Source organism: Alteromonas sp. McT4-15 (assembly GCF_020515205.1).
Taxonomy (GTDB): Bacteria; Pseudomonadota; Gammaproteobacteria; order Enterobacterales; family Alteromonadaceae; genus Alteromonas.
On sequence record NZ_JAJALG010000010.1, the window covers coordinates 22,048 to 42,950 of the forward strand.

General features: G+C 45.8%; 19 protein-coding genes. 9 read left to right on the top strand and 10 right to left on the bottom strand.

Features of this window, described 5'->3' with window-relative positions:
* Positions 1-5: 5 nt before the first annotated feature.
* The 5 genes from fabD to yceD form a co-directional block, all read right to left on the bottom strand.
* A complete protein-coding gene (gene fabD, locus LHL20_RS09645; protein ID WP_226433148.1) occupies positions 6-935 on the bottom strand; it encodes an ACP S-malonyltransferase in 930 nt (309 codons plus the stop codon).
* A gap of 66 nt (positions 936-1,001) precedes the next feature.
* Positions 1,002-1,967, bottom strand: coding sequence for a beta-ketoacyl-ACP synthase III (locus tag LHL20_RS09650; protein ID WP_159624942.1), 966 nt, complete (start codon positions 1,965-1,967; stop codon positions 1,002-1,004).
* Positions 1,964-2,989 carry a phosphate acyltransferase PlsX gene (plsX, locus tag LHL20_RS09655; RefSeq protein ID WP_226433149.1) on the bottom strand — a complete coding sequence of 342 codons (1,026 nt, stop codon included), beginning with the start codon at positions 2,987-2,989 and terminating at the stop codon, positions 1,964-1,966. The genes LHL20_RS09650 and plsX overlap by 4 nt, the downstream gene beginning before the upstream one ends.
* A gap of 15 nt (positions 2,990-3,004) precedes the next feature.
* On the bottom strand, positions 3,005-3,175 hold the full coding sequence (gene rpmF / locus LHL20_RS09660; RefSeq protein ID WP_012518206.1) for a 50S ribosomal protein L32: 171 nt from the start codon (positions 3,173-3,175) through the stop codon (positions 3,005-3,007).
* A gap of 3 nt (positions 3,176-3,178) precedes the next feature.
* Entirely contained in the window at positions 3,179-3,712 is a 534-nt protein-coding gene (yceD, locus tag LHL20_RS09665) for a 23S rRNA accumulation protein YceD (RefSeq protein ID WP_159625001.1), read from the bottom strand.
* A 166-nt stretch (positions 3,713-3,878) separates the two neighbouring features.
* Here yceD and LHL20_RS09670 point away from each other — a divergent pair, with 166 nt between their 5' ends.
* Positions 3,879-4,499, top strand: coding sequence for a Maf family protein (locus LHL20_RS09670; RefSeq protein ID WP_226433150.1), 621 nt, complete (start codon positions 3,879-3,881; stop codon positions 4,497-4,499).
* Here LHL20_RS09670 and LHL20_RS09675 read toward each other — a convergent pair.
* Both LHL20_RS09675 and rluC read right to left on the bottom strand, forming a co-directional pair.
* Complete coding sequence (locus tag LHL20_RS09675) at positions 4,496-5,188, bottom strand: HAD family hydrolase (RefSeq protein ID WP_226433151.1); 693 nt, start codon at positions 5,186-5,188, stop codon at positions 4,496-4,498. The two genes, LHL20_RS09670 and LHL20_RS09675, sit on opposite strands and share 4 nt — an antisense overlap.
* Positions 5,185-6,132, bottom strand: a complete 948-nt coding sequence (rluC, locus tag LHL20_RS09680; protein ID WP_226433152.1) for a 23S rRNA pseudouridine(955/2504/2580) synthase RluC — start codon at positions 6,130-6,132, stop codon at positions 5,185-5,187. The genes LHL20_RS09675 and rluC overlap by 4 nt, the downstream gene beginning before the upstream one ends.
* A gap of 786 nt (positions 6,133-6,918) precedes the next feature.
* Between rluC and rne the strand changes: the two genes are divergently transcribed.
* From rne to LHL20_RS09720, 8 genes are all read left to right on the top strand, one after another.
* A complete protein-coding gene (gene rne, locus LHL20_RS09685; protein WP_226433153.1) occupies positions 6,919-10,305 on the top strand; it encodes a ribonuclease E in 3,387 nt (1,128 codons plus the stop codon).
* Positions 10,306-10,414: 109 nt separating this feature from the next.
* A complete protein-coding gene (locus LHL20_RS09690; protein ID WP_226433154.1) occupies positions 10,415-11,485 on the top strand; it encodes an ecdysteroid 22-kinase family protein in 1,071 nt (356 codons plus the stop codon).
* Between the two features lie 89 nt (positions 11,486-11,574).
* Positions 11,575-13,137 (top strand): sensor histidine kinase, encoded by a 1,563-nt coding sequence (locus LHL20_RS09695; protein ID WP_226433155.1) that lies wholly within the window; start codon positions 11,575-11,577, stop codon positions 13,135-13,137.
* Positions 13,138-13,186: 49 nt separating this feature from the next.
* On the top strand, positions 13,187-13,861 hold the full coding sequence (locus LHL20_RS09700) for a response regulator transcription factor (protein ID WP_226433156.1): 675 nt from the start codon (positions 13,187-13,189) through the stop codon (positions 13,859-13,861).
* Between the two features lie 85 nt (positions 13,862-13,946).
* Complete coding sequence (locus tag LHL20_RS09705; RefSeq protein ID WP_226433157.1) at positions 13,947-14,753, top strand: RDD family protein; 807 nt, start codon at positions 13,947-13,949, stop codon at positions 14,751-14,753.
* Between the two features lie 433 nt (positions 14,754-15,186).
* Positions 15,187-15,648, top strand: a complete 462-nt coding sequence (locus tag LHL20_RS09710; RefSeq protein ID WP_226433158.1) for a (2Fe-2S)-binding protein — start codon at positions 15,187-15,189, stop codon at positions 15,646-15,648.
* Between the two features lie 8 nt (positions 15,649-15,656).
* Entirely contained in the window at positions 15,657-17,840 is a 2,184-nt protein-coding gene (locus LHL20_RS09715; RefSeq protein ID WP_226433159.1) for a xanthine dehydrogenase family protein molybdopterin-binding subunit, read from the top strand.
* The gene (locus LHL20_RS09720) at positions 17,837-18,466 is read left to right on the top strand and encodes an Isoquinoline 1-oxidoreductase subunit (RefSeq protein WP_226433160.1); all 630 of its coding nucleotides are present in this window, start codon (positions 17,837-17,839) and stop codon (positions 18,464-18,466) included. The genes LHL20_RS09715 and LHL20_RS09720 overlap by 4 nt, the downstream gene beginning before the upstream one ends.
* 51 nt (positions 18,467-18,517) lie before the next feature.
* Here the strand turns inward: LHL20_RS09720 and LHL20_RS09725 are convergent, their stop codons facing one another.
* From LHL20_RS09725 to trhP, 3 genes are all read right to left on the bottom strand, one after another.
* A complete protein-coding gene (locus LHL20_RS09725; RefSeq protein WP_226433161.1) occupies positions 18,518-19,033 on the bottom strand; it encodes a GNAT family N-acetyltransferase in 516 nt (171 codons plus the stop codon).
* Positions 19,034-19,175: 142 nt separating this feature from the next.
* Positions 19,176-19,427, bottom strand: a complete 252-nt coding sequence (locus tag LHL20_RS09730) for a YfhL family 4Fe-4S dicluster ferredoxin (protein ID WP_226433162.1) — start codon at positions 19,425-19,427, stop codon at positions 19,176-19,178.
* Between the two features lie 3 nt (positions 19,428-19,430).
* Positions 19,431-20,873, bottom strand: coding sequence for a prephenate-dependent tRNA uridine(34) hydroxylase TrhP (gene trhP / locus LHL20_RS09735; protein WP_226433163.1), 1,443 nt, complete (start codon positions 20,871-20,873; stop codon positions 19,431-19,433).
* Positions 20,874-20,903: the final 30 nt, after the last annotated feature.

Sequence of the window (20,903 nt, forward strand, 5' to 3'; positions counted from 1 at the left end):
ATTCCTTATTGTTTTAATGCTTCCACACCCTCAGGTGTATTAACTGAAAGAGAATCAAGGCTCTTATTGATACGTTTATTGAGGCCTGTAAGTACTTTACCCGGACCGACTTCAATAATGCGCTCTACCCCTGCTGCTGCCAGATATTCTACTGTGCGTGTCCATTGAACTGGGCAGTACAATTGACGAACAAGTGCATTTTTAATTGCATCGCCTTGCGTCTCAATCGTTACATCAACATTATTCACGATGTTGATTGCAGGTTCGTGAACGTTTAAAGAAGATAGCGCATCTTCTAACTTATCGGCAGCAGGGCGCATAAGTTCACAATGCGAAGGTACGCTCACCGCTAGCGGCAATGCGCGCTTCGCACCGGCTTCTTTACATGCGTTGGCCGCTTGCTCTGCCGCGTTTTTCTCACCCGCTATAACCACTTGGCCAGGAGAGTTAAAATTCACTGGCGCAACAACGTCGCCTGTTGCGATAGCCGTTTGCTGACAAATATCCGCAATGGCAGCGTCTTCAAGGCCAATGATGGCGTACATAGCTCCCGCGCCTGCTGGCACCGCTTCCTGCATATACTTACCACGCGCTTCTACTAGTTTAACAGCGTCAGCAAAATCCATCGCGCCGCCACAAACTAATGCTGAGTACTCGCCCAAACTATGTCCAGCAAGATAATCTACAGCCAAGCCTTGTTCGCGGATAACACGCCAAATCGCAACACTGGCTGTTAACAATGCCGGTTGTGTAACGTGCGTTTCATTTAACTTGCCATCTGCGTCGTTTTGGACCAAATCCCACAGGTCATAGCCCAATGCGTCTGACGCCTCTTTGAACGTCGCTTCTACAATTGGTGAAGTTTCTGCCAATTCTTTTAGCATGCCCACACTTTGCGAGCCCTGCCCGGGAAATACACAGGCTGTTTTTGTCATGTCGATTCCTTATTATTTTTTTACTAGAAACGAGAAAACACTAAAAAAGTGCGATATTAGCAGGACTTAATAGCGAACAAGCGCTGAAGCCCAAGCAAAACCACCACCAAATGCTTCTAGTAATAAATGCTGCCCGCGCTGGATGCGTCCATCGCGAATAGCCGTATCTAATGCAGTAGGCACGGTGGCCGCTGACGTATTACCGTATTGCTCTAAGGTAAGCACTACTTGGTCAAGCGACATATTCAGCTTTTTCGCTGTAGCTTTAATAATTCTAAAGTTTGCTTGGTGTGGTACTAACCAGTCAAGATCAGATTTTTCCATACCGTTTGCGGCCAGTGTCTGTTCCACCACTTCTGAAAGCTTAGTCACGGCAACTTTGAATACTTCATTGCCACGCATAACTCCCCAGTTTTCGTGCACAGATTGCTCGTCACCACGCGTTGGGTTACCCACATACAGCAAATCACCATGAGATCCCGATGCGTTAATGTGGGTGGATAAAATACCTGGCTCGTCACTGGCTTCAATAATGGTCGCACCTGCCGCGTCACCAAATAAAATAACCATGGTTCTGTCTTCAGGATTTATAAGGCGACTCAAGCAATCAGTGCCCACTACAAGAATGCGTTTAGCCATTCCCGATTTAATATACTGGTCGGCAACGCTCAATGCATAGCAATATCCCGCACACGCAGCTGCTACGTCGAAGGCGGGAATGCCGTCTATATCGAGAATTCGTTGAATCTCACATGCTGTGCTGGGAAGCGCATATCGACCGCTAGTGGTCGCGCACACAATCATGTCGATAGATTTAGGGTCGATGCCAGCCATTTCAATGGCTTTTTTACTGGCCTCTGCTCCCATGGTAGCAGCGGTTTCATCTGCTCCAATAATACGTCGCTCTTTTATGCCCGTGCGATCAGTGATCCATTCGTCACTGGTGTCTACCATTAATTCTAAATCTGCGTTTGTACGCACTTCGCTGGGATAATAGCTACCTGTTCCTATAAAGCGTGAATATTTGCTCAAAGCTGCTCCAACAATACCGTTTCTATCTTTGTTTTTATCTTTTCAGGTAAATGCATCTTGGCCTCTTTCATTGCTTGTACAATGGCATAATAAAAGGCGTCTTTTTGTGCATTTCCATGACTCTTGATAACAATGCCGCGCAATCCTATCAGACTCGCACCGTTATACTGGTCGGGGTTCACACTGCTATAGATAGATTTCAGTAATGGGAAAGCAATTTTTGCAAGCAAACGCGTATAGAAATTCTTCTGTGATTGGCGTTTCACTTCATTTATCACAAGCTTAGCTAAGCCTTCACTCGACTTAAGCGCTACGTTGCCCGTGAAGCCATCAGTCACCACTACATCAGCGTGATCGGTGAAAATGTCGTCACCTTCAACATAACCAATGTAGTTAATTCCTGGGGCATCTTTAAATAGTTGGTCGGCGGATTTTACTTGTGCGTTACCTTTTATATCCTCTTCGCCGACGTTGAGTAATGCTACGCGGGGAGATGCTATTCCAGCCACTTCTTGCGCCAACACAGAACCCATAACGCCATACTGAAACAAAATTTCGGGTGTACAGTTAACGTTGGCACCAAGGTCGAGTAAAAAAACATTGTGGTGCCCAGTCGTTGGCATCATATTGATAAGCGCTGGCCTATCTATACCCGATAGGGTTTTGAGCAAATAAAAGGAAAGGGTTAATAACGCACCTGTATTTCCTGCGCTTACACATGCATCAGCTTCGCCGCTTTCGACAAGCTCGATAACACGACGCATGGAGGAATCTTTTTTGTGTCTTAATGCTGAGGTTGGCGCCTCGCCCATTTCAACAACTTGAGAACAATGCTTGACGGTAACGCGACTACGCTCAGCGTCGGTTAAACTTTGAATGCCAGCATGAATAATGTTTTCATCGCCACATAACGTAAAATTTACGTTGGGATGAAGTTGAATAGCCTTTACGGCTGCGGGAAGGATAACAGGGGGACCATGATCGCCCCCCATGATATCTAACGCGATGGTTAGTGTAGACAAAATGTAGTCGCCGTATTACGCGCCGATTACTTTCTTGCCTTTGTAATAACCGTCAGCGGTCACGTGGTGACGACGGTGAGTTTCGCCCGACGTTGAATCGACAGACAAAGTCGCGCCTGTCAATGCATCGTGTGAGCGACGCATACCGCGCTTAGAACGCGTTTTACGATTTTGTTGTACTGCCATAACTTACTCCTGGTCTCGCTTAAGTTCTTTCAAAACCGCGAAAGGGTTTTGTCGCTCTTGTTCCGGTTCAATCTTTCCAAACGACATATCGTCTTGCTTCACTGTACACTCCGACTCTGCATGAAGGGGCACAATTGGCAATGATAATAATAGCTCGTCTTCAAAAATTTGAAGCAGATTAACTTCTCCATGGTCGTTGACCTCTACCGGCTCGTAAGCCTCGGGAATGATGTCATCGTCTTCCTGTTCGTCTCCCTGCACTGGAGTAAAACAGAATTCCGCTTCCACGGGATAATCGAGTTCACCATTACACCTTTGACAGATAAGTGTTACCTGCGTAGCTAAGTGACCGTGAAAGACAGTAAGACCCTGCGCGTCTTTTTCGAACTGTACTTCTGCGTCCACATAGTCATTGCATCGGACAACTGCCTCGCTCAATCGTTCCATATCTTTAGACGCAATCACGCCCCGATAATCGGAACGTTTCATGGCACTTTTAATCGGTTCAACCGAATGAGGGAGTTTCACTTTCTGCATAGGGCGCGCATGATATAGGGTCAACCCCTTTGTGTCAAAGCAAAATTGTGAATTAACGAGGAATAAACCACTATAAATCAACTACCGTTATAAAGTAACATTATAACTTCGTAAACCATGTACAAGATTCCGCTACATCAAGATGTTACCACATAAAGGAAATTCAGTGACTCACCTTGTTCTCGCTTCATCGTCACAGTATCGCAAAATGCTACTCGCCAATATCGGTATACAGGTAGACACCTGCTCTCCTGAAATCGATGAATCACCGCTTCCTAACGAGACAGCCACAGCACTAAGCTTACGTTTAGCACAACAGAAAGCAGAAAAAGTGGCGCAACTGCATAGTGGCACATTTAATGAGAGCATTATTATCGGTAGTGACCAAGTTGCCTTAGTTGAATCACCCTCGGGCCCAAGGTTACTTGGTAAACCCCTCTCTATCGAAAACGCTGTAGACCAGCTTCTTCTTTGCAGAGGTAAAACCGTAATTTTTCACACCGCTATTTGTTTACACCGTGCAGCGACCAATACAACCGTTACCGAGGTTGAAAAAACAAAAGTTGTGTTCAGACACAACACTGAAGATGCGCTGCGAGCCTATGTAGAAAAAGAAAGACCGCTGGATTGTGCAGGAAGCTTTAAAAGCGAAGGTATGGGCGTTTTACTCTTTGAGCGGATTGAAAGCCGTGATCCCAACAGTCTTATAGGTTTACCAGTCATGTTGCTTAATGATTTATTAGCGACTCATTTTGACGTAGACCTATTGGCAATGGCAGCGCGTTAACCTAGCAGCGCGTGTTCCAACTCTTTTACCGAATGCACTAACGCAACCGGCGCAAGGGCTTCTAAGTGAACTTGCGCGTGAACCCCGTAAGACACCCCTATTCTGTCCATACCAATGGCTTTAGCCATTTGCATGTCGTAGGTAGTGTCTCCAATCATCACCGCTTCATCAGACGAAAAACCCAACTCATCTAATAACTGTAACAGCATATCGGGGGATGGCTTAGATGCGGCATCATCTGCAGTGCGAGAGCCGCTGAAAAACACACCGGTTTCAGTTTGAGCCCATGCCCTATCGAGCCCTCGTCTTGCTTTACCTGTAGCAACAGCAAGCGTGCAGCCTGCAGCTTTAAGGCGCTCTAGCATGGGAATTACACCTTCAAACAAAGGGCAAGGTGTAGTGTCTTGTGCAACAAACGCATCTTTGTACGCCTGAACCAATCGCTCAGCTAAGGCTTCATCACTAATAGCAAAAAGCTGCATAATTGCAGGTTTTAAACTAATTCCGATGATATGCCCTACCTCTTCATATGTTGGAATGGGCATGTCACACTGCTTGGCTGCAAACTGCATACAGTTGACAATTTTATCTGCCGAGTCCATCAAGGTGCCATCCCAATCAAAGATAACCAACTTATAACGCGGGATGCGCTGCTCGGCCCTTGTTTTATTTATTTTGTCTGTCTTCATGCTTCTAGCGTTTTTAATGTAGCGCTAAGGACGTTATCAAGGGGTGCAGAAAACGTTACTCGCTCCTCAGTTGCAGGATGAAGTAGTGAAATACTGCGTGCGTGTAGGAAAAGTCTGTTGAGCCCTTTTTGTCGCATAGCCGCATCGAACTCGTTATCACCGTATTTTGGATCACACGCAATAGGATGTCCGGCGTGTAAACAGTGGACGCGTATTTGGTGAGTGCGCCCGGTAATAGGCGACGCTTCAACAAGCGTTGCTCCGGCATATTCTTCCAATATGCGATAGCGGGTTTCAGACGGTTTACCATCGTCACTCACGCTAACCATACGTTCGCCCGACTGTAATATATTTTTGCGAAGCGGTGCTTTAACTTTAAATCGATTGCTAGGCCACTGCCCTGCAACTAAAGCATTGTAGCGTTTATCCATTTTACCTGTGCGCAATTGCTCGTGCATATGACGAAGTGCAGATCGTTTTTTAGCAATTAAAATGCAACCTGATGTATCGCGGTCAAGTCGATGGACTAACTCCATGAATTTGGCATCTGGACGCAGTGCACGCAATCCTTCAATTAGACCAAAGCTTAATCCACTGCCACCATGAACTGCCATACCAGAAGGCTTATTGATAACCAAAATACGGTCATCTTCAAATAATATGTGCGACTCAAGAGAGGCTATTTTATCAAGCTTTGGAGACGGTGCGGGCGCACCTTCCGATACCCTAACTGGCGGAATTCTGATTACATCATCAGCCTGCAACTTATATTCTGGCTTTACTCGCCCTTTATTCACGCGCACTTCTCCCTTTCGCAAGATTCTATAAATCATGCTCTTTGGGACGCCTTTTAGTTGCGTGCGCAAGAAGTTGTCAATACGTTGACCGGCGAGGTCGGCTTCTATCGTTACAAAACGAACTTTTTGAGGTGCTTCATCTTTCATGGCGACATTATACCCCAATGCGCAACCGTCGACATACTGGAAAGTTTGATTTTGCTTAAATTTGTTTTTATCGCCTCTTTTTTAAGCAAGCGATGTATTTTGTTGTAAATAAAACCAAATAACCTCGATTTATTCACATGCTATCCTTGCTAAAAACGGCATTTTGGTGCGATAATCATCGACGTTTTTTACATGGATAACTTCGCATAATGACAACGGCTGAGAAAAGGTACAAAACCAAATAGCCCAATGTGTGAAACCCTACGTTAAAAAACACTAACAAGACCGAAGCAACAACACTCGAAAATACTGTGTGTTGTTTTAACTTGTAAACGAAAAAGCATGGTTTGCGTGTCGGTGGCATCAGCAATGAAAAATAACTTTCATACCGACCCAGCTAGAGAGGCAACGACTACACTGCCGTAGATAAAGCGGAGCCATTGCTTGCGAACATAAAATAAGTTTGCCGTTTAGCTAACAGAATTAAATGACAAACAAGCGAATGCATTAACTTCGCTTGTAACAAAGAATTGAGTAATAAGGGCCAGTCGCTCCCGACATCCTTAAAGCAGTGTGACTACACCTCGGTTACGTGCATGCATTAGGCTTGCACCTCTTTGCGAAGGTTTTTTAAAAGCGTTATTAGACAACGTTAAGTCACCCACCAGGGATAATGCGACGTTACAACAAGGTCCCCGTCCAGCCGTGAGGTTGCGCGGTGAGGGTTTGCACATGTCACTTTAATTTTGTGTCTTAACGGCTGTACTAAAAACAGAGTTAGATACAATGAAAAGAATGTTGATCAATGCAACTCAGCAAGAAGAGTTGCGTGTTGCCCTCGTAGATGGGCAACGGTTGTACGATTTAGATATAGAAAGTCCAGGACACGAACAAAAGAAAGCAAACATCTATAAAGGTAAAATTACCCGCGTAGAGCCCAGCCTAGAATCTGCTTTCGTTGACTACGGCGCTGAGCGTCACGGTTTCCTACCCCTCAAAGAAATAGCCCGTACTTACTTCCCTAAAGGTTACAAATTCGAAGGCCGCCCAAACATCAAAGATGTGATTAAAGAAGGCCAGGAAGTTATCATTCAGATCGACAAAGAAGAGCGCGGTCAAAAAGGCGCAGCGCTAACAACGTTTCTGTCACTAGCAGGCAGCTACCTAGTATTGATGCCAAACAATCCTCGTGCTGGTGGCATTTCACGTCGAATTGAGGGTGATGAGCGTACTGAACTTAAGGAATCACTAAGCAAACTTGACCTGCCTGACGGAATGGGACTCATTGTTCGAACTGCGGGTGTAGGTAAGTCTTACGAAGAATTAGAGTGGGATTTAAAAGTACTATTAAAGCACTGGGAAGCCATCTCAGAAGTTGCCCAAGAACGCGAAGCGCCGTTTCTAATTCACCAAGAAAGTAATGTTATTGTTCGTGCTATCCGTGATTATCTGCGTCGCGATATCGGCGAGATCCTTATTGATAAAACGAGCATTTACGAACAGGCTCTTCAGCACATTCAATTAGTACGCCCTGATTTTGCCAACCGCGTAAAATTGTACCGTGGCGAAGTACCTCTGTTTAGTCATTATCAAATTGAAAGCCAAATTGAGTCAGCGTTCCAACGCGAAGTTCGCTTGCCTTCAGGTGGCTCAATTGTTATCGACCCGACAGAAGCATTAACGTCTATCGATATCAACTCTGCACGAGCAACAAAAGGCGGCGATATTGAAGAAACGGCGCTTAATACCAACTTAGAAGCAGCAGACGAAATTGCGCGTCAATTGCGTTTACGCGACTTAGGCGGCCTCGTTGTTATTGATTTCATCGACATGACCCCTGTTCGCCACCAGCGCGAAGTAGAAAATCGCATGAAAGACGCTGTGCGCAGTGACCGAGCACGAGTGCAATTAGGTCGAATTTCTCGCTTTGGTCTTCTTGAAATGTCACGTCAGCGTTTGCGTCCGTCGCTTGGTGAATCAGCACATCACGTATGTCCACGCTGTTCTGGCCACGGCACTATTCGCGGTACAGAGTCATTGGCACTGTCAATATTGCGTATTCTTGAAGAAGAAAGCATTAAAGAAAATACAGGACAGATTGAAGCACAGTTGCCTGTACCTGTTGCGACTTATCTGCTTAATGAAAAGCGTAAATCGATACAGCTACTAGAAAAACGCCACGGTGTTAATCTGTTGCTTATCCCTAATGCAAACCTAGAAACCCCACACTATCAAGTGTTGCGCCGTCGCCCAGATGACGTGGTATCTGATGCCAGCTATGAAGTGGAATTAATGCCTGCGGTTGAAGCAGAAACAGAAACCACGACATCGGCACCTGTAAAACGCGAAGAACCAGCACTTAAAGGTTTGGTTGCGCCAACAGCAGCGCCAGTTGTTGCACCTAAAGAAACTCCTGTTGCCGCTAAGTCAGACGACGTGCCATCACTATTTGCACGCATTGGCAAATGGATAAGCGATCTGTTTGGCAGCGAAGAAGAGCAAGAATCGAATAAAGATAAAAAGCAACAGTCTGGAAACAAAGCTAAGCAATCGCGAAACCGCAACAGTGACGACCGCCGCCGTAAGCCGCGCAATAAGAACAATCGTCGCAACAACCAATCTCAACAAAGTAAAGATGGTGAGCAACAAGACAATCGCAAGTCGCGCAATGAACAGCGTTCAGAGCAAGACGACAAGCGTAACAACAAAGGCCGTAAGCAGCAGCGTAAACCGCAGCAACAAAGAGACGACCAGCAAAAGCCTAAACAGGACAAGCCAGACGGTGAGCAGCAAGAAAACCAAGCGCAGAAGAAGCGTGAGGTGGCCGAGCGCAGAAAACGTCGTGACAAACGCCGCAGCGTGCGCGTGAAAAAAGATGAGAATGGCCAAAATGCCAACGAAAATCTAGCCACGCAACAAGCAGTAGCAGAAGAATCGACACAACAAGTTGCACCAGCTGAAAGCAAACCAAAGCAGTCTAAGCCAAAGCAAGACAGACCAGCTAAAGCTGAAAAGCCTGCAGATACGCACAGTCAGCAAAATAACCAGCAAAGTAACGAAGACGTTACTGAAAAACCGGTTGAAGCAGCACAAAAAGCTGATGTTGCTAATACGCCAGTTGACACTGTTGAAGAAAAGCAAGCTGTAGATAATGCCGAGTCGAAAGACGTAGCGGGTGAAGACACAGCGCAAAAGCGTGAAGGACGTGGACGTTCAAGACGCTCTCCTCGTCATGTTCGTGCAGCTGGCCAACGTCGCAAAAAAGAAGCACAGCAGACTGAGGAAGGTTCAGTTGGCAGCACGCCTTCGGTTGATGAAGCTGAAACGCAAGCAAAGCAGCCTGGAAAGCTTGAATCGCAAGCACCTGCCTCTGTTGAAGCAACGAGCGTAGCTGACGAGCAGAATGAAGCTCAAGCGGTGACAGTTGAAGAAACTCAAGCACAAGAGCCTGGTAAGTTTGAACCTGCAGATGCACAACCTGTCACTGAAGACGCAAAACGCGAAGAGGCCAAAACGAAGGTTGAAGCTGTTCAAGACGAACTTCAATTTGAAGCGCCTTTAGCCTATGAGCCATCAGTTACAGAGCCTTCAGCGGATGCAGAGCCTTCAGCGGATGCAGAGCCTTCAGCGGGTACAGAGCCTTCAGCGCCTGAACAGCCTTCAGCGCCTGAACAGCCATCTTCAGACAACGAAGATACGCACGCGTCTGACACAGCTACTGACAACGCAGAGGAAGCGCCTGCAAAAGACACGGCTGCCACTGCACCAGTGATTGAAGAAGCACAAACGCCTAAGCAAGTTGAGATTAATCTTGCCGAAGCGTCGACTTCTGAAGTGAGTACTGAGCAAGCGCCAATCGCTGAAACAGCGCCAGTTAGAGCGGTTAACAATAGTTTAGCCGCAAGTGGTAAAGGCAAGCGCGGTGCTTCGCATCCTATGGCGCTGCCAATTGCAGTTAACGACGTATTTACTGACGTTGCATTAACAGCAAAAGCAGACGACTCACGCCCTGCCCTTGCCGTTTCGGGCAAGGCAGCAGCAATGACACATGTTTCAGCAAGAGCGTCTGCGCCTACAACACTCCCACAGAGCGTTGATGACGCAGCATCGGCCTCTGCCGTTGTTGAAAGTGAAGCTGATGCAGTTGATGATAGTCAGGCACAAGGCGTTTAATATCTTGTGCGATTGACTCCGCAGTTGAAAAAGCCGCTTTTTAGCGGCTTTTTTGTTCTTAATGTAAGCTATGTACTCGTAATTTTAGCGGCAAACTTCACTCGAATTTATGACAGCATCAATAGACAACGCGTTCATTCAGTTTATCGAATCAACCTGCAATGCTCGCTTAAGCGACGTAAAGCTTATCCAGTCGCTATGGAGCGGTTATGGCGCATGTTTTCGTGCTAATCTTCACTATCGTCATGCCTGCACAGATAGTCAAAGCAAAACGGCTCCCATTGTTGCCAAGTGTACAGCGCCACCCGCTACGTTAAACCATCCTAGAGGATGGAACGGTAAACCTAGCCACGATAGGAAGTTGGCGTCGTTTGCTGTGGAAAATAGCTTCTATCAACACCTTCAACCCTATACCAACGCACAGTGTAAGGTTCCGTCGTGCATTGCAACTAACCAGACAGGTAACCGAACATTTCTGGTTATGGAAGATTTACGCGCTTTGGGGTTCACTGAAACCGCAGATACCCTAAGCGTATCCCAAGCAGAAACAGTTTTGTCTTGGCTAGGCGCTTTTCACGCTCAATTCCTCGGTGTAAGAGACACCATCAAAAACAAAGGAATTTTGGTTTGGGATGAAGGTAGCTATTGGCATCTTGGCACACGAAAAGATGAATACGATGCAATGGCAGAGGGACCACTGAAAACCCATGCCCATGCTATCGCAGATACACTTTCAAATGCATCCTACCAAACACTGATTCACGGTGACGCCAAAGTCGCAAACTTTTGCTTTACCAAACATTTTGATAAGTGCGCAGCAGTAGATTTTCAGTACGCCGGTTTCGGTGTGGGAGTGAAAGATGTGGCTTATTTTCTGGGTAGTGCGCTCTCTACGCGTGATCAGCACCAGTTCCGCTCCCGTTGCCTTGATGTTTATTTTGATGCATTAAGAAATGCGTATATTAACCGTTGTAATATGAAATCAACAGAGAGTTGCCTGTTACCATTATCACACGCTATCGATATTGACGACGTGATTGAACAGTGGCGCGCTTTATATTGCGTCGCGTGCGCCGATTTTCATCGCTTTCTTGCAGGGTGGAGCCCAAGTCATTGGAAGATAGATGATGAATTAGCCTCTCAGACGGAAAAAGCGTTGCACATGTTTAGGACCTGTTGACGTTTTATTGTAGCGGAACGTGTTCCATCTTGAGCTTGTAAACGTATAAAACGATGAAGTCACATAAACAATAATGACAAGTCGTTACCATGTACAAACGCAAGCTATATTTATTTGGGCTGCTCTCTACCTTTATTCTTCTTATTGCGCTAGCAAGTGCCGCTGTTTCAGCACATCTAACGCGTACAAACTTAGCTCAAAGTCAGCTCGCTCAGGCGTTGTTGTCTGAACATCAGCAACTTTCAAGCATCTCTTACCGATTATTTAAACAACTTACCGATGAACTTATTTTTGGTAAAGATGCCAACCAAGCCAAAGTTCGCAATAAACAACAACTTATTAATCAGTCAATATTACGCATAAAGCAGCTGGAACTAGAGCAACGTGAAGCACTAGGCGAAGCTATTACCCAAGGCAGCGTTGAAGACACAGATGCACTGGAACAACTCATTCAAAGCATTGTCGATGAATTTAGGGCAATTTCACTAAGTAACGACAGTGCACCATTATATCAACAGCAACGTTTGCAAAACCTGCTTGAGATAACCATTGATAATCAATTTCGCGAGGCGATTAACTCTGCGGTAATACGTCAAACACGTGTAGTTTCAGACATAAATGCACGCATTGAAACTCTTAATTCAAGCATTGTATGGTTCACTATTAGTTTGGGGCTTATTACCTGCCCTTTCATACTTCTGGGGTGCTATTGGCTCTTCAACGCGCTATACCAACCGCTCACTATCATACGCACGGGCACTGACGCTATCGCGTCGGGAAATTACCAGTATCGACTACCAGAGACTCTCGACGATGAGTTTACCGATTTAGTGAAAGCATTAAACTCTATGATTGCCAGATTATCGGAACATGAAGATAAAGCCGCAGCGTATCGCAAGCAATTGGAGTTTGAAGTAGAAACTCGCACCCGCGCCTTGAAAGAAGCGAACAGTAAACTTACACAAATCGATGCTAAACGTCGTCAGTTTATGGCCGATGTTAGCCACGAACTACGAACACCACTCACGATTATTCGAGGCGAAGCACAAGTCACTCTGCGCCAGCACAGTGCTGACAATGATGTTTACAAGGAAACTCTGCAAACCATACTAGAGCAAGCGGTTAACTTAAGTAAACTTGTAGATGATCTCTTGCTACTTGCCCGTGCTGAAATGCATGAGTTTACACTCGACTTTTCGAAACACGATTTGCACGCATTGCTTGAACAACAAGTTAGACTTTGGCAGAAAGTCACCAAGTCCCGTGAATTCATCTTAAACTGGACACTGTCTCAACCCGTTGATGTCTTAATTGACGAGGGACGAATAATTCAAGCTCTCACCATATTGGTTGAAAACGCCCATAAATATTCCCGTGAAAAAGAACCTATTACGATAAACGTCAGCGCTTGTGAAAGCATGGTTTGTATCCATGTTGTCGATATAGGTGACGGTATATCGTCAAGCGATCTAGATCATATTTTTGAGCGCTTTGTTCGCTTAAAGAGAAAAGGTGACGGTATGGGCTTAGGACTTTCTATTGCAAAAGCAATTGCCGAAGCACATGGCGGGCAGTTAGAAGCCAAATCGACATTGGGTGAAGGCTCGACGTTTACTTTAATGTTACCGGCCGATTACAGTGGTGATTCGTGAGCATTGTCTTTAGCAACAAGGAATTGGGACAACGAGAGAGTAATGTGAAATGAAAATTTTAATTGCGGATGATGAAGCACCGTTGTTACGCTTTTTATCTCGCGGCTTAACGGCCGAGGGCTACGAATGTGTAGAGGAAAGCACGTTACACAATCTTGTTACTCGCATTCGACAAGAATCGCCGGCTATCGCTGTTTTAGACAGAATGTTTGGCGATGAAGATAGCGTGGAGTTACTCAGTACCATTAAAGCAATGCCCAATGCGCCTATGGTGTTACTACTCACAGCCGTTGATGACGTTAAAGAACGGGTAAATGGGCTAAAACTTGGTGCAGACGACTATCTATGTAAACCGTTTGATTTTGATGAACTGTTAGCCAGAATAACTGCACTTAGCCGCAGGGCGTCAGCCCCGCAGGACAGAAAACGTCGCGGAATCGGCCCGCTCATTATTGATGAAGAGTCCAGAATTGCCACGTTAGAGGGTAAAGAATTGACCCTTACTAAGTTAGAATACGACACCCTTTATTACTTTGTTGAAAATGCCGGCAAGGTGCTTTCCAGAGAACGTATTTTAAGCCGCGTGTGGCGAAGCCATAGCGACCCGCTTACCAACGTTGTAGATGTCTACATAAGTCGCCTTCGCCAAAAGCTAGCCCAATGTGAATCCCTTCACATTGAAACATTAAGAGGCAACGGATACCGACTATCGCAAAAACAATAGCCTACCTTTTTGTACTAACAAAGTAGTTAAAAAGCGGCACACTTGTGTGTAAAGTGAAGGTTTCGAAGATCAACACGGATGTATTATGCCAGAACGCCTTCACCAACTAAGTACACCATCCTCGGCTACTGACGACACCTTAGAAAGTGAACCAAAGCAACATGTAGAAACAAAAGATATTGTTACGCCATATGCCTTTGGCGTGTCTGATTCACTACTGGGTACTCGATTAGCTACCCCTTTTCAACGTGGTGTAGCACAAGGTATCGACTTGTTTTTAGTTGTGGTACTGAGCTCTCTTAATGCATTTTTTCTAGCGATTATCGCTACAGCCACATTTTATAAAGCCAGTAATAACTTGGCGCGTAATCCAAAGCGCGCAACCACACGAGCGTTACTAAGAGTTGGTGGCGCTATTATGTTGTTATGGACAGTGCTACTTGCACTTGATTTCGCATTTGAGGAGCCTGCTTATCAAGTAGACAATGAGTATTCACGCTACGACGATAACACTGCAGATTCAATGGAAATTGAAAATGAGGAGGCCATTGTTGAAAGTACACCCTCGGCGACTTCAACCTACAGTATCATTGAATGGATAAAGGGGTTCATATCAGACCTTGGACTGGGTTTCGGCTGGGCAGCACTGTATTACAGCGTGTTTACTGCATGGTTTAATGGAAAAACGCCCGGCAAACGCATGATGAACATTCGTGTGCTTAAGCTTGATGGTAGCGGGCTCTCATTATGGGAAAGCTTCGGACGCTACGGCGGCTATGGTGCTGGATTAGCAACTGGCTTACTAGGCTTTATGCAAATATATTGGGACCCTAATCGACAAGCCATTCAGGATAAAATATCTGAGACCTTAGTTATAAGCGCATCAAAATAAAAAATAGCCCAGTACACACTACTGGGCTAAGTGCTACCCTGAAGGTTTGGGAGTACCTATTAAGGGCGCTAGGTGACCACATGATTGAGGTCAAGGAGAACACACTGATGAATACTTTCGCATCCACATCTTTATAGTACCGCAGCCTCCTTTCGTTATCGTTGGCGCAACATTAATAGAAGATTAATAGCGCATTAACCGATTCTGTGTCGCACAAATCCCGCTTATGTCACCACTGTAATGTCACGTTGAATTGAACCTAAATGTTCGGTACACGTAAGCATTCTATTAACTATACTTTGCATTACGTAAATGCCATCTAAAGCGCACTGTTCTTTATTGTGTGCTTTTTTAATACCTCGATTAGCAGCCGTCCACTAATCACAAACAAAGCAATGTTTGTCGCAGTCTGACAAAAAAGCCCGGAGACATTATGAAGATTTCAATGCACGTAAATAACAACGAGCGCGAACTTGAAGTAGACGGACAAACGCCGCTGCTTTGGGTTTTACGCGATGAACTTAACATGACAGGCACAAAATATGGTTGTGGGAAAGCACAATGCGGAGCCTGTACTGTTCATCTAAATGGCAATACTGTTCGCTCTTGTGTCACGCCAATCAGTGCCGTTAACAACAGTTCTGTCACCACTATTGAAGGTATAGATAACAAAACAGCTGCTGCCGTAATGAAAGCATGGGAATCTTTGGACGTCCCGCAATGCGGTTTTTGTCAATCTGGGCAAGTAATGAGTGCTGTAGACTTACTAACGAAAAAGCCAAATCCAACAGATGAAGATATTGACGCGGGTATGGCAGGCAACCTTTGCAGATGCGCCACTTATGTGCGCATACGTCAAGCCATTAAAAATGCTGCAGCTGAATTGGAGGCCTAAGAATGCATATGCCACAGGAAAAAAACGCTTTTAACCGCCGCCAGTTCTTAAAGGCAAGTGTTGGTATTGCCACAGGTCTGATAGTAGGCTTGTACCTTCCTCTTCGTAATCGAGCCGTTGCCAGTCAAGATACGCCCATGCAACCCAATGCATATATTCACCTGAAACCCGACAACACCATTACGGTTTTGGTAAAACACATTGAAATCGGGCAAGGTGCGTTTACCGGCATGGCTACATTAATTGCTGATGAAATGGATGCAGATTGGTCACAAATGAAAGCCCAACACGCACCCGCGAATGCTGAATTGTATAAAAACTTGGCATTTGGCATTCAAGGTGTTGGTGGTTCAACAGGGCTTGCAAACAGTTACATGCAGATGCGCAAAGCAGGTGCCATGATGCGCGATAGTCTGGTAAGAGCCGCTGCAGATAAATGGAATGTGAGCCCTGACAGTATTGAGGTAACAAAAGGCGTTATACATCACAAAACCTCGGGCAAAAGTGCTGTTTTTGGTGAGTTAGCAGAAGCCGCATCAAAAATTGAACCCAACCAAAACCCCGCTCTAAAGCCTCCTGAATCATTTATTTACATTGGTAAGTCGGTGCCAAAAATTGACACTACCGTTAAAACCAACGGCACAGCGCAATTTACTCAGGATGTTCAACTGCCTGATATGCGCTATGCGGCCGTTGCTCATCCTAGTCATTTTGGCGCAACGCTCAAAGAGGTCGATGACTCGAAAGCTAAGAAGGTTGCCGGTGTTCTAGGCGTGCATAAAATCAGTAGCGGTGTTGCGGTAGTTGCGACTTCCACTTATGCGGCAATAAAAGGTAGAGACGCGCTTAAACTCACCTGGGATACAACGAAAGCGGAAACGCGTTCTACTGATGATATTACGCAAGAGTATGTGGATAAAACCACAACCACAGGAATAAAAGCGGCAAGTCACGGAGATGCAACATCTGCACTTAAAAACGCACAAAGCACGTTTGAAGCCGTTTACACCTTTCCTTACCTTGCCCATACCCCTATGGAAACGCTGGATGCGGTAGTAAGAGCGAATAAAGATGGAACGGTTGAGGTTTGGATGGGTAGCCAAATGCAAACTGTTGACCAAGGAACGGTAGCATCTGTATTTGGCGTGAAGCCTGAACATGTTTCAATAAACACGCAATTGGGGGGTGGTACATTTGGTCGACGCGCCCAACCTACCAGTGGTTTTGCAAAAGAAGCTGCTGAAATAGCGAAAACGCAACCTAAAGGTACCCCAGTGAAACTAATGTGGACCAGAGAAAATGACGTGCAAGGGGGGCGCTATAGACCACTCACCGTTCATCGCGTGGTTACAGGAACCGACAACAAAGGCAATATCAGCGCATGGCAGCATGTTATTGCCACTCAGTCTATTGTAGCGGGCTCGCCGTTTGAGCAAATGATAAAGGATGGTATTGACCCAACATCAGTGGAAGGCGCAAGTGATTTCCCCTACACCATCGCAAACCGAGATGTTTCATTGCATACCATGAGTAACCCTATCCCTGTGCTGTGGTGGCGTTCGGTGGGGCATACTCACACGGCATTCGTGGTCGAAACAGCCCTTGACCACGCCCTTTCTAGAACAGAAACCGACCCTATTGAAGGACGCCGTGCACTGCTAAAAGATTCGCCGCGAGATTTAGGCGTATTAAATGCAGTGGTTAAACTTGCTGATAGTGCCGGAAAAACGCCTGTGGGCCATGCCCGCGGCATTGCCGTGCATAAATCGTTTGGCACTTATGTTGCGCAAATTGCTGAAGTCACCAAGACTGATAACGGCTTACCGAAAGTAACGCGTGTTTGGTGTGCAGTAGACTGTGGACTGGCAGTAAACCCCGACATTGTGCGGGCTCAAATGGAAGGTGGCATAGGGTTTGGGTTAGGCGCCATTCTCGAAGAAGAAATTACGCTAGGCAAAGGTGGTATGGTTGAGCAAAGTAACTATGACTCCTATCACCCATTGCGCATGCCATCTATGCCAGAAGTCGAGGTAGTTATCGTTCCATCAGGGGAATCTCCCACAGGTGTCGGAGAACCAGGCGTACCACCGATTGGTCCTGCTGTGGCCAACGCATGGCGTTCGCTAACGGGTCAAATGATCACTAACCTCCCGATGAACAAAGCGATCCGACGCGCACAGGAGGTATCATGAACCCTATTAAAGTAGCGCTGCTATTTATCACAATTACGCTGTTGGGAGCGACTTTGCTTGACCGAGTACACGCTCACAACCATAGTGCAGATGATGCCAGTTCATTAAAAGCACCTGAGGATTTTAAGCATTTATCTTCAGAGGAAGCTTATTCCAAAGCCGTATTCAAGGAACTGGGCAAAGTTATTCAGCATCCAAGATGTATTAACTGCCATGTTGAAGATGTACTATTGCAAGGTGACGACCAAAAACCACACATGCCACCTGTCGAGCGGGGCGTAGCGGATATTGGCGTACCCGGTATGATGTGCAGTACATGTCATGGCGCTCACAATGTGGATGTGAAAGAAGGCTGGTCAATGCCCGGTCATGCACCTTGGAAAGCCGCACCCATCAAGCAAAAATGGCTGGGCAAATCGCTCAGCGAGATTTGTGCACAATTAAAAGATCCTAAACGCAATGGCGGAAAGTCGCTTGATGCAGTGGTAAAGCACATAGCCGAAGATGGGCTAGTGGGCTGGGGGTTTCACCCCGGTAAAGGCCGAGAGAAAGCGCCAGGAACGCAGGAAGAAGCTGGCGCATTAGCAAAGGCCTGGGTGAAATCAGGTGCGCATTGCCCATCTTAAAGCATGTAGTTTAGCGATATAACATGAAACTTTAGGTCAGCTTACTATGGTTTAACCGTTGTGAGCTGACCTTATCATGTCGATATGCGGTATATCATCCTCGAGGTACATGTCAGACGTCGCCACAAAACCAAAGCTCTCGTAAAAGCCTTTCAAGTATTCTTGCGCACCTATTTCAATATCTTGACCTGGCCATAAGTTTTCACAATGCGCTATAGCACTTTGCATTAGCAGTTTACCTGCGCCCTTCCCTCTAAATGATTGGCGCGTAGCCACACGCCCAATGCTTATAGACGGATAACTTAATCCGGCTGGTAAAAGTCGTGCACATGCCACTAACTCTTCGTCTTTAAAGCCCATTAAGTGGTGAGTTTCGCTGTGGCGGTCTTTTTCATCTAGTTCCGGATAAGGGCAATTTTGCTCCACAACAAACACGTCTACGCGTAACTTGAGTAACTCGAATAATTGATTATTGCTCAGTTCGTCAAAAGTAAGTGCTTTCCATGTAACTGTTTTATCCGTAGCTTCTGTCTCCGTAGCTTTTACCCCAGGATCTACTGTCCTCATAACCGTATGACCTCACGCGTATTTTAGTAATCTTTCATACCTTGATGATGCCTTACCCACTTAAATATTCAAGACACATTTTCCATATGTGAAAAGCAAACGCGCTAAGTCTATTTTCAACGTAATGCGTCTGCTTTAGCACTTAAAGCTCACTATTAAGCGCAATAAACTTATCAGCTAATGCATCAAGGGTTTCTTTGTATAATGGATCAGGTTTTACGACATCTATTGGACAGACTGCCACACAGGTTGGCGCATCATAATGACCTACACACTCGGTACAGCGAACAGGGTCAATTTCAAACACTTTTTCCCCCATACTAATGGCTTGATTCGGACATTCCGGCTCGCACATGTCACAATTTATACAAGTCTCTAAAATTTTAAGCGCCACCTGTTACCCCTTTGCATACTGCTTGTCTTGTTTAAACGGATTGCGTGTATCAACGCCTTCGCTTAAGTTCCTTAACAATAATGCGTATGACAGGTCGACTTCAGATGGCACGGGTATTTTTACTTGATGACCTGAGCCTTTGGCATCGTCAATGGCATGGCCATTTTTGTCTAGCATGCTGTCCAGTATGAAATGCAAATTACCTTGCGGTGTCATCAACTCAAGTGAATGCCCCACACAAAACTTATTTTTTACTTCAACAATGGCAAAGCCGGTGGTTTCGCATCGCGATACCACTTCGCCCACAAACTGCTGCTTGTCACTTACCGAATGGCCGTATTCGTAGTTCTGGTACGCGTGATGAGCATGACGGCGAAGAAATCCTTCGGTGTATCCACGATGCGCGAGGGTTTCTAAACTGGCCATTAAGTTTATATCAAACGGCTTTCCCGCCACCGCATCGTCAATAGCCTTGCGATACACCTGTGCCGTTCTAGCGCAGTAATAATGTGATTTAGTTCGACCTTCTATTTTTAAACTGTGTACTCCCATTTGAGTAAGTCGCTCAACATGCTGAACTGCGCGCAGATCTTTTGAATTCATGATGTAGGTGCCATGCTCATCTTCAAATGCAGGCATGAGTTCACCGGGCTTTTCTTTTTCCTCAAGCATGAACACGTTAGTGCTCGGCTCACCGTCGCCAAGCGTAGGAATGACAGCGTTTGGCTCTACTTGAGTAACCCCTGCTTGAACAATCTCTCCCGTTTCATTCTCTTGTGCTCCTTTTACGTCGTACGACCATCGGCACGCATTTGTGCAAGTCCCCTGATTGGGATCCCTTTTATTCATGTATCCCGATAGAAGACAGCGACCTGAGTAAGCCATACAAAGCGCACCATGTACAAAGACTTCAAGCTCCATGTTAGGGACTTGTTCTCGAATTACTTCAATTTCTTCAAGAGACAATTCGCGCGACAAGATCACGCGCTCGATACCTTGTATTTGCCAAAATTTTACCGTTGCATAGTTCACGGCATTTGCTTGAACGCTCAAATGTATGGGCATTTCAGGATATGCTTCACGCACCAACATAATAAGCCCAGGGTCCGACATAATTAACGCATCTGGTTTCATCGCAATAACAGGAGCGATATCTTTAAGGTAGGTGTTAATTTTACTGTTATGAGGCGCAATATTACTGACCACGTAAAACTTTTTGCCCTTCGCGTGGGCCTCTTTTATACCAACTGCCAAATTTTCTAAGCTAAATTCGTTGTTCCTTACACGCAACGAATAGCGAGGCTGACCTGCATAGACAGCATCTGCACCATAGGCAAACGCATAACGCATATTGCGCAAGCTGCCTGCTGGGGCCAACAATTCGGGGGCAGCTACAGGTGAAAATTCTGATGAAGGTGAATTAACATTAGGTGTTTCATTTGACATAAGTAAACCGCTACTAGACGCTTTAAGTAA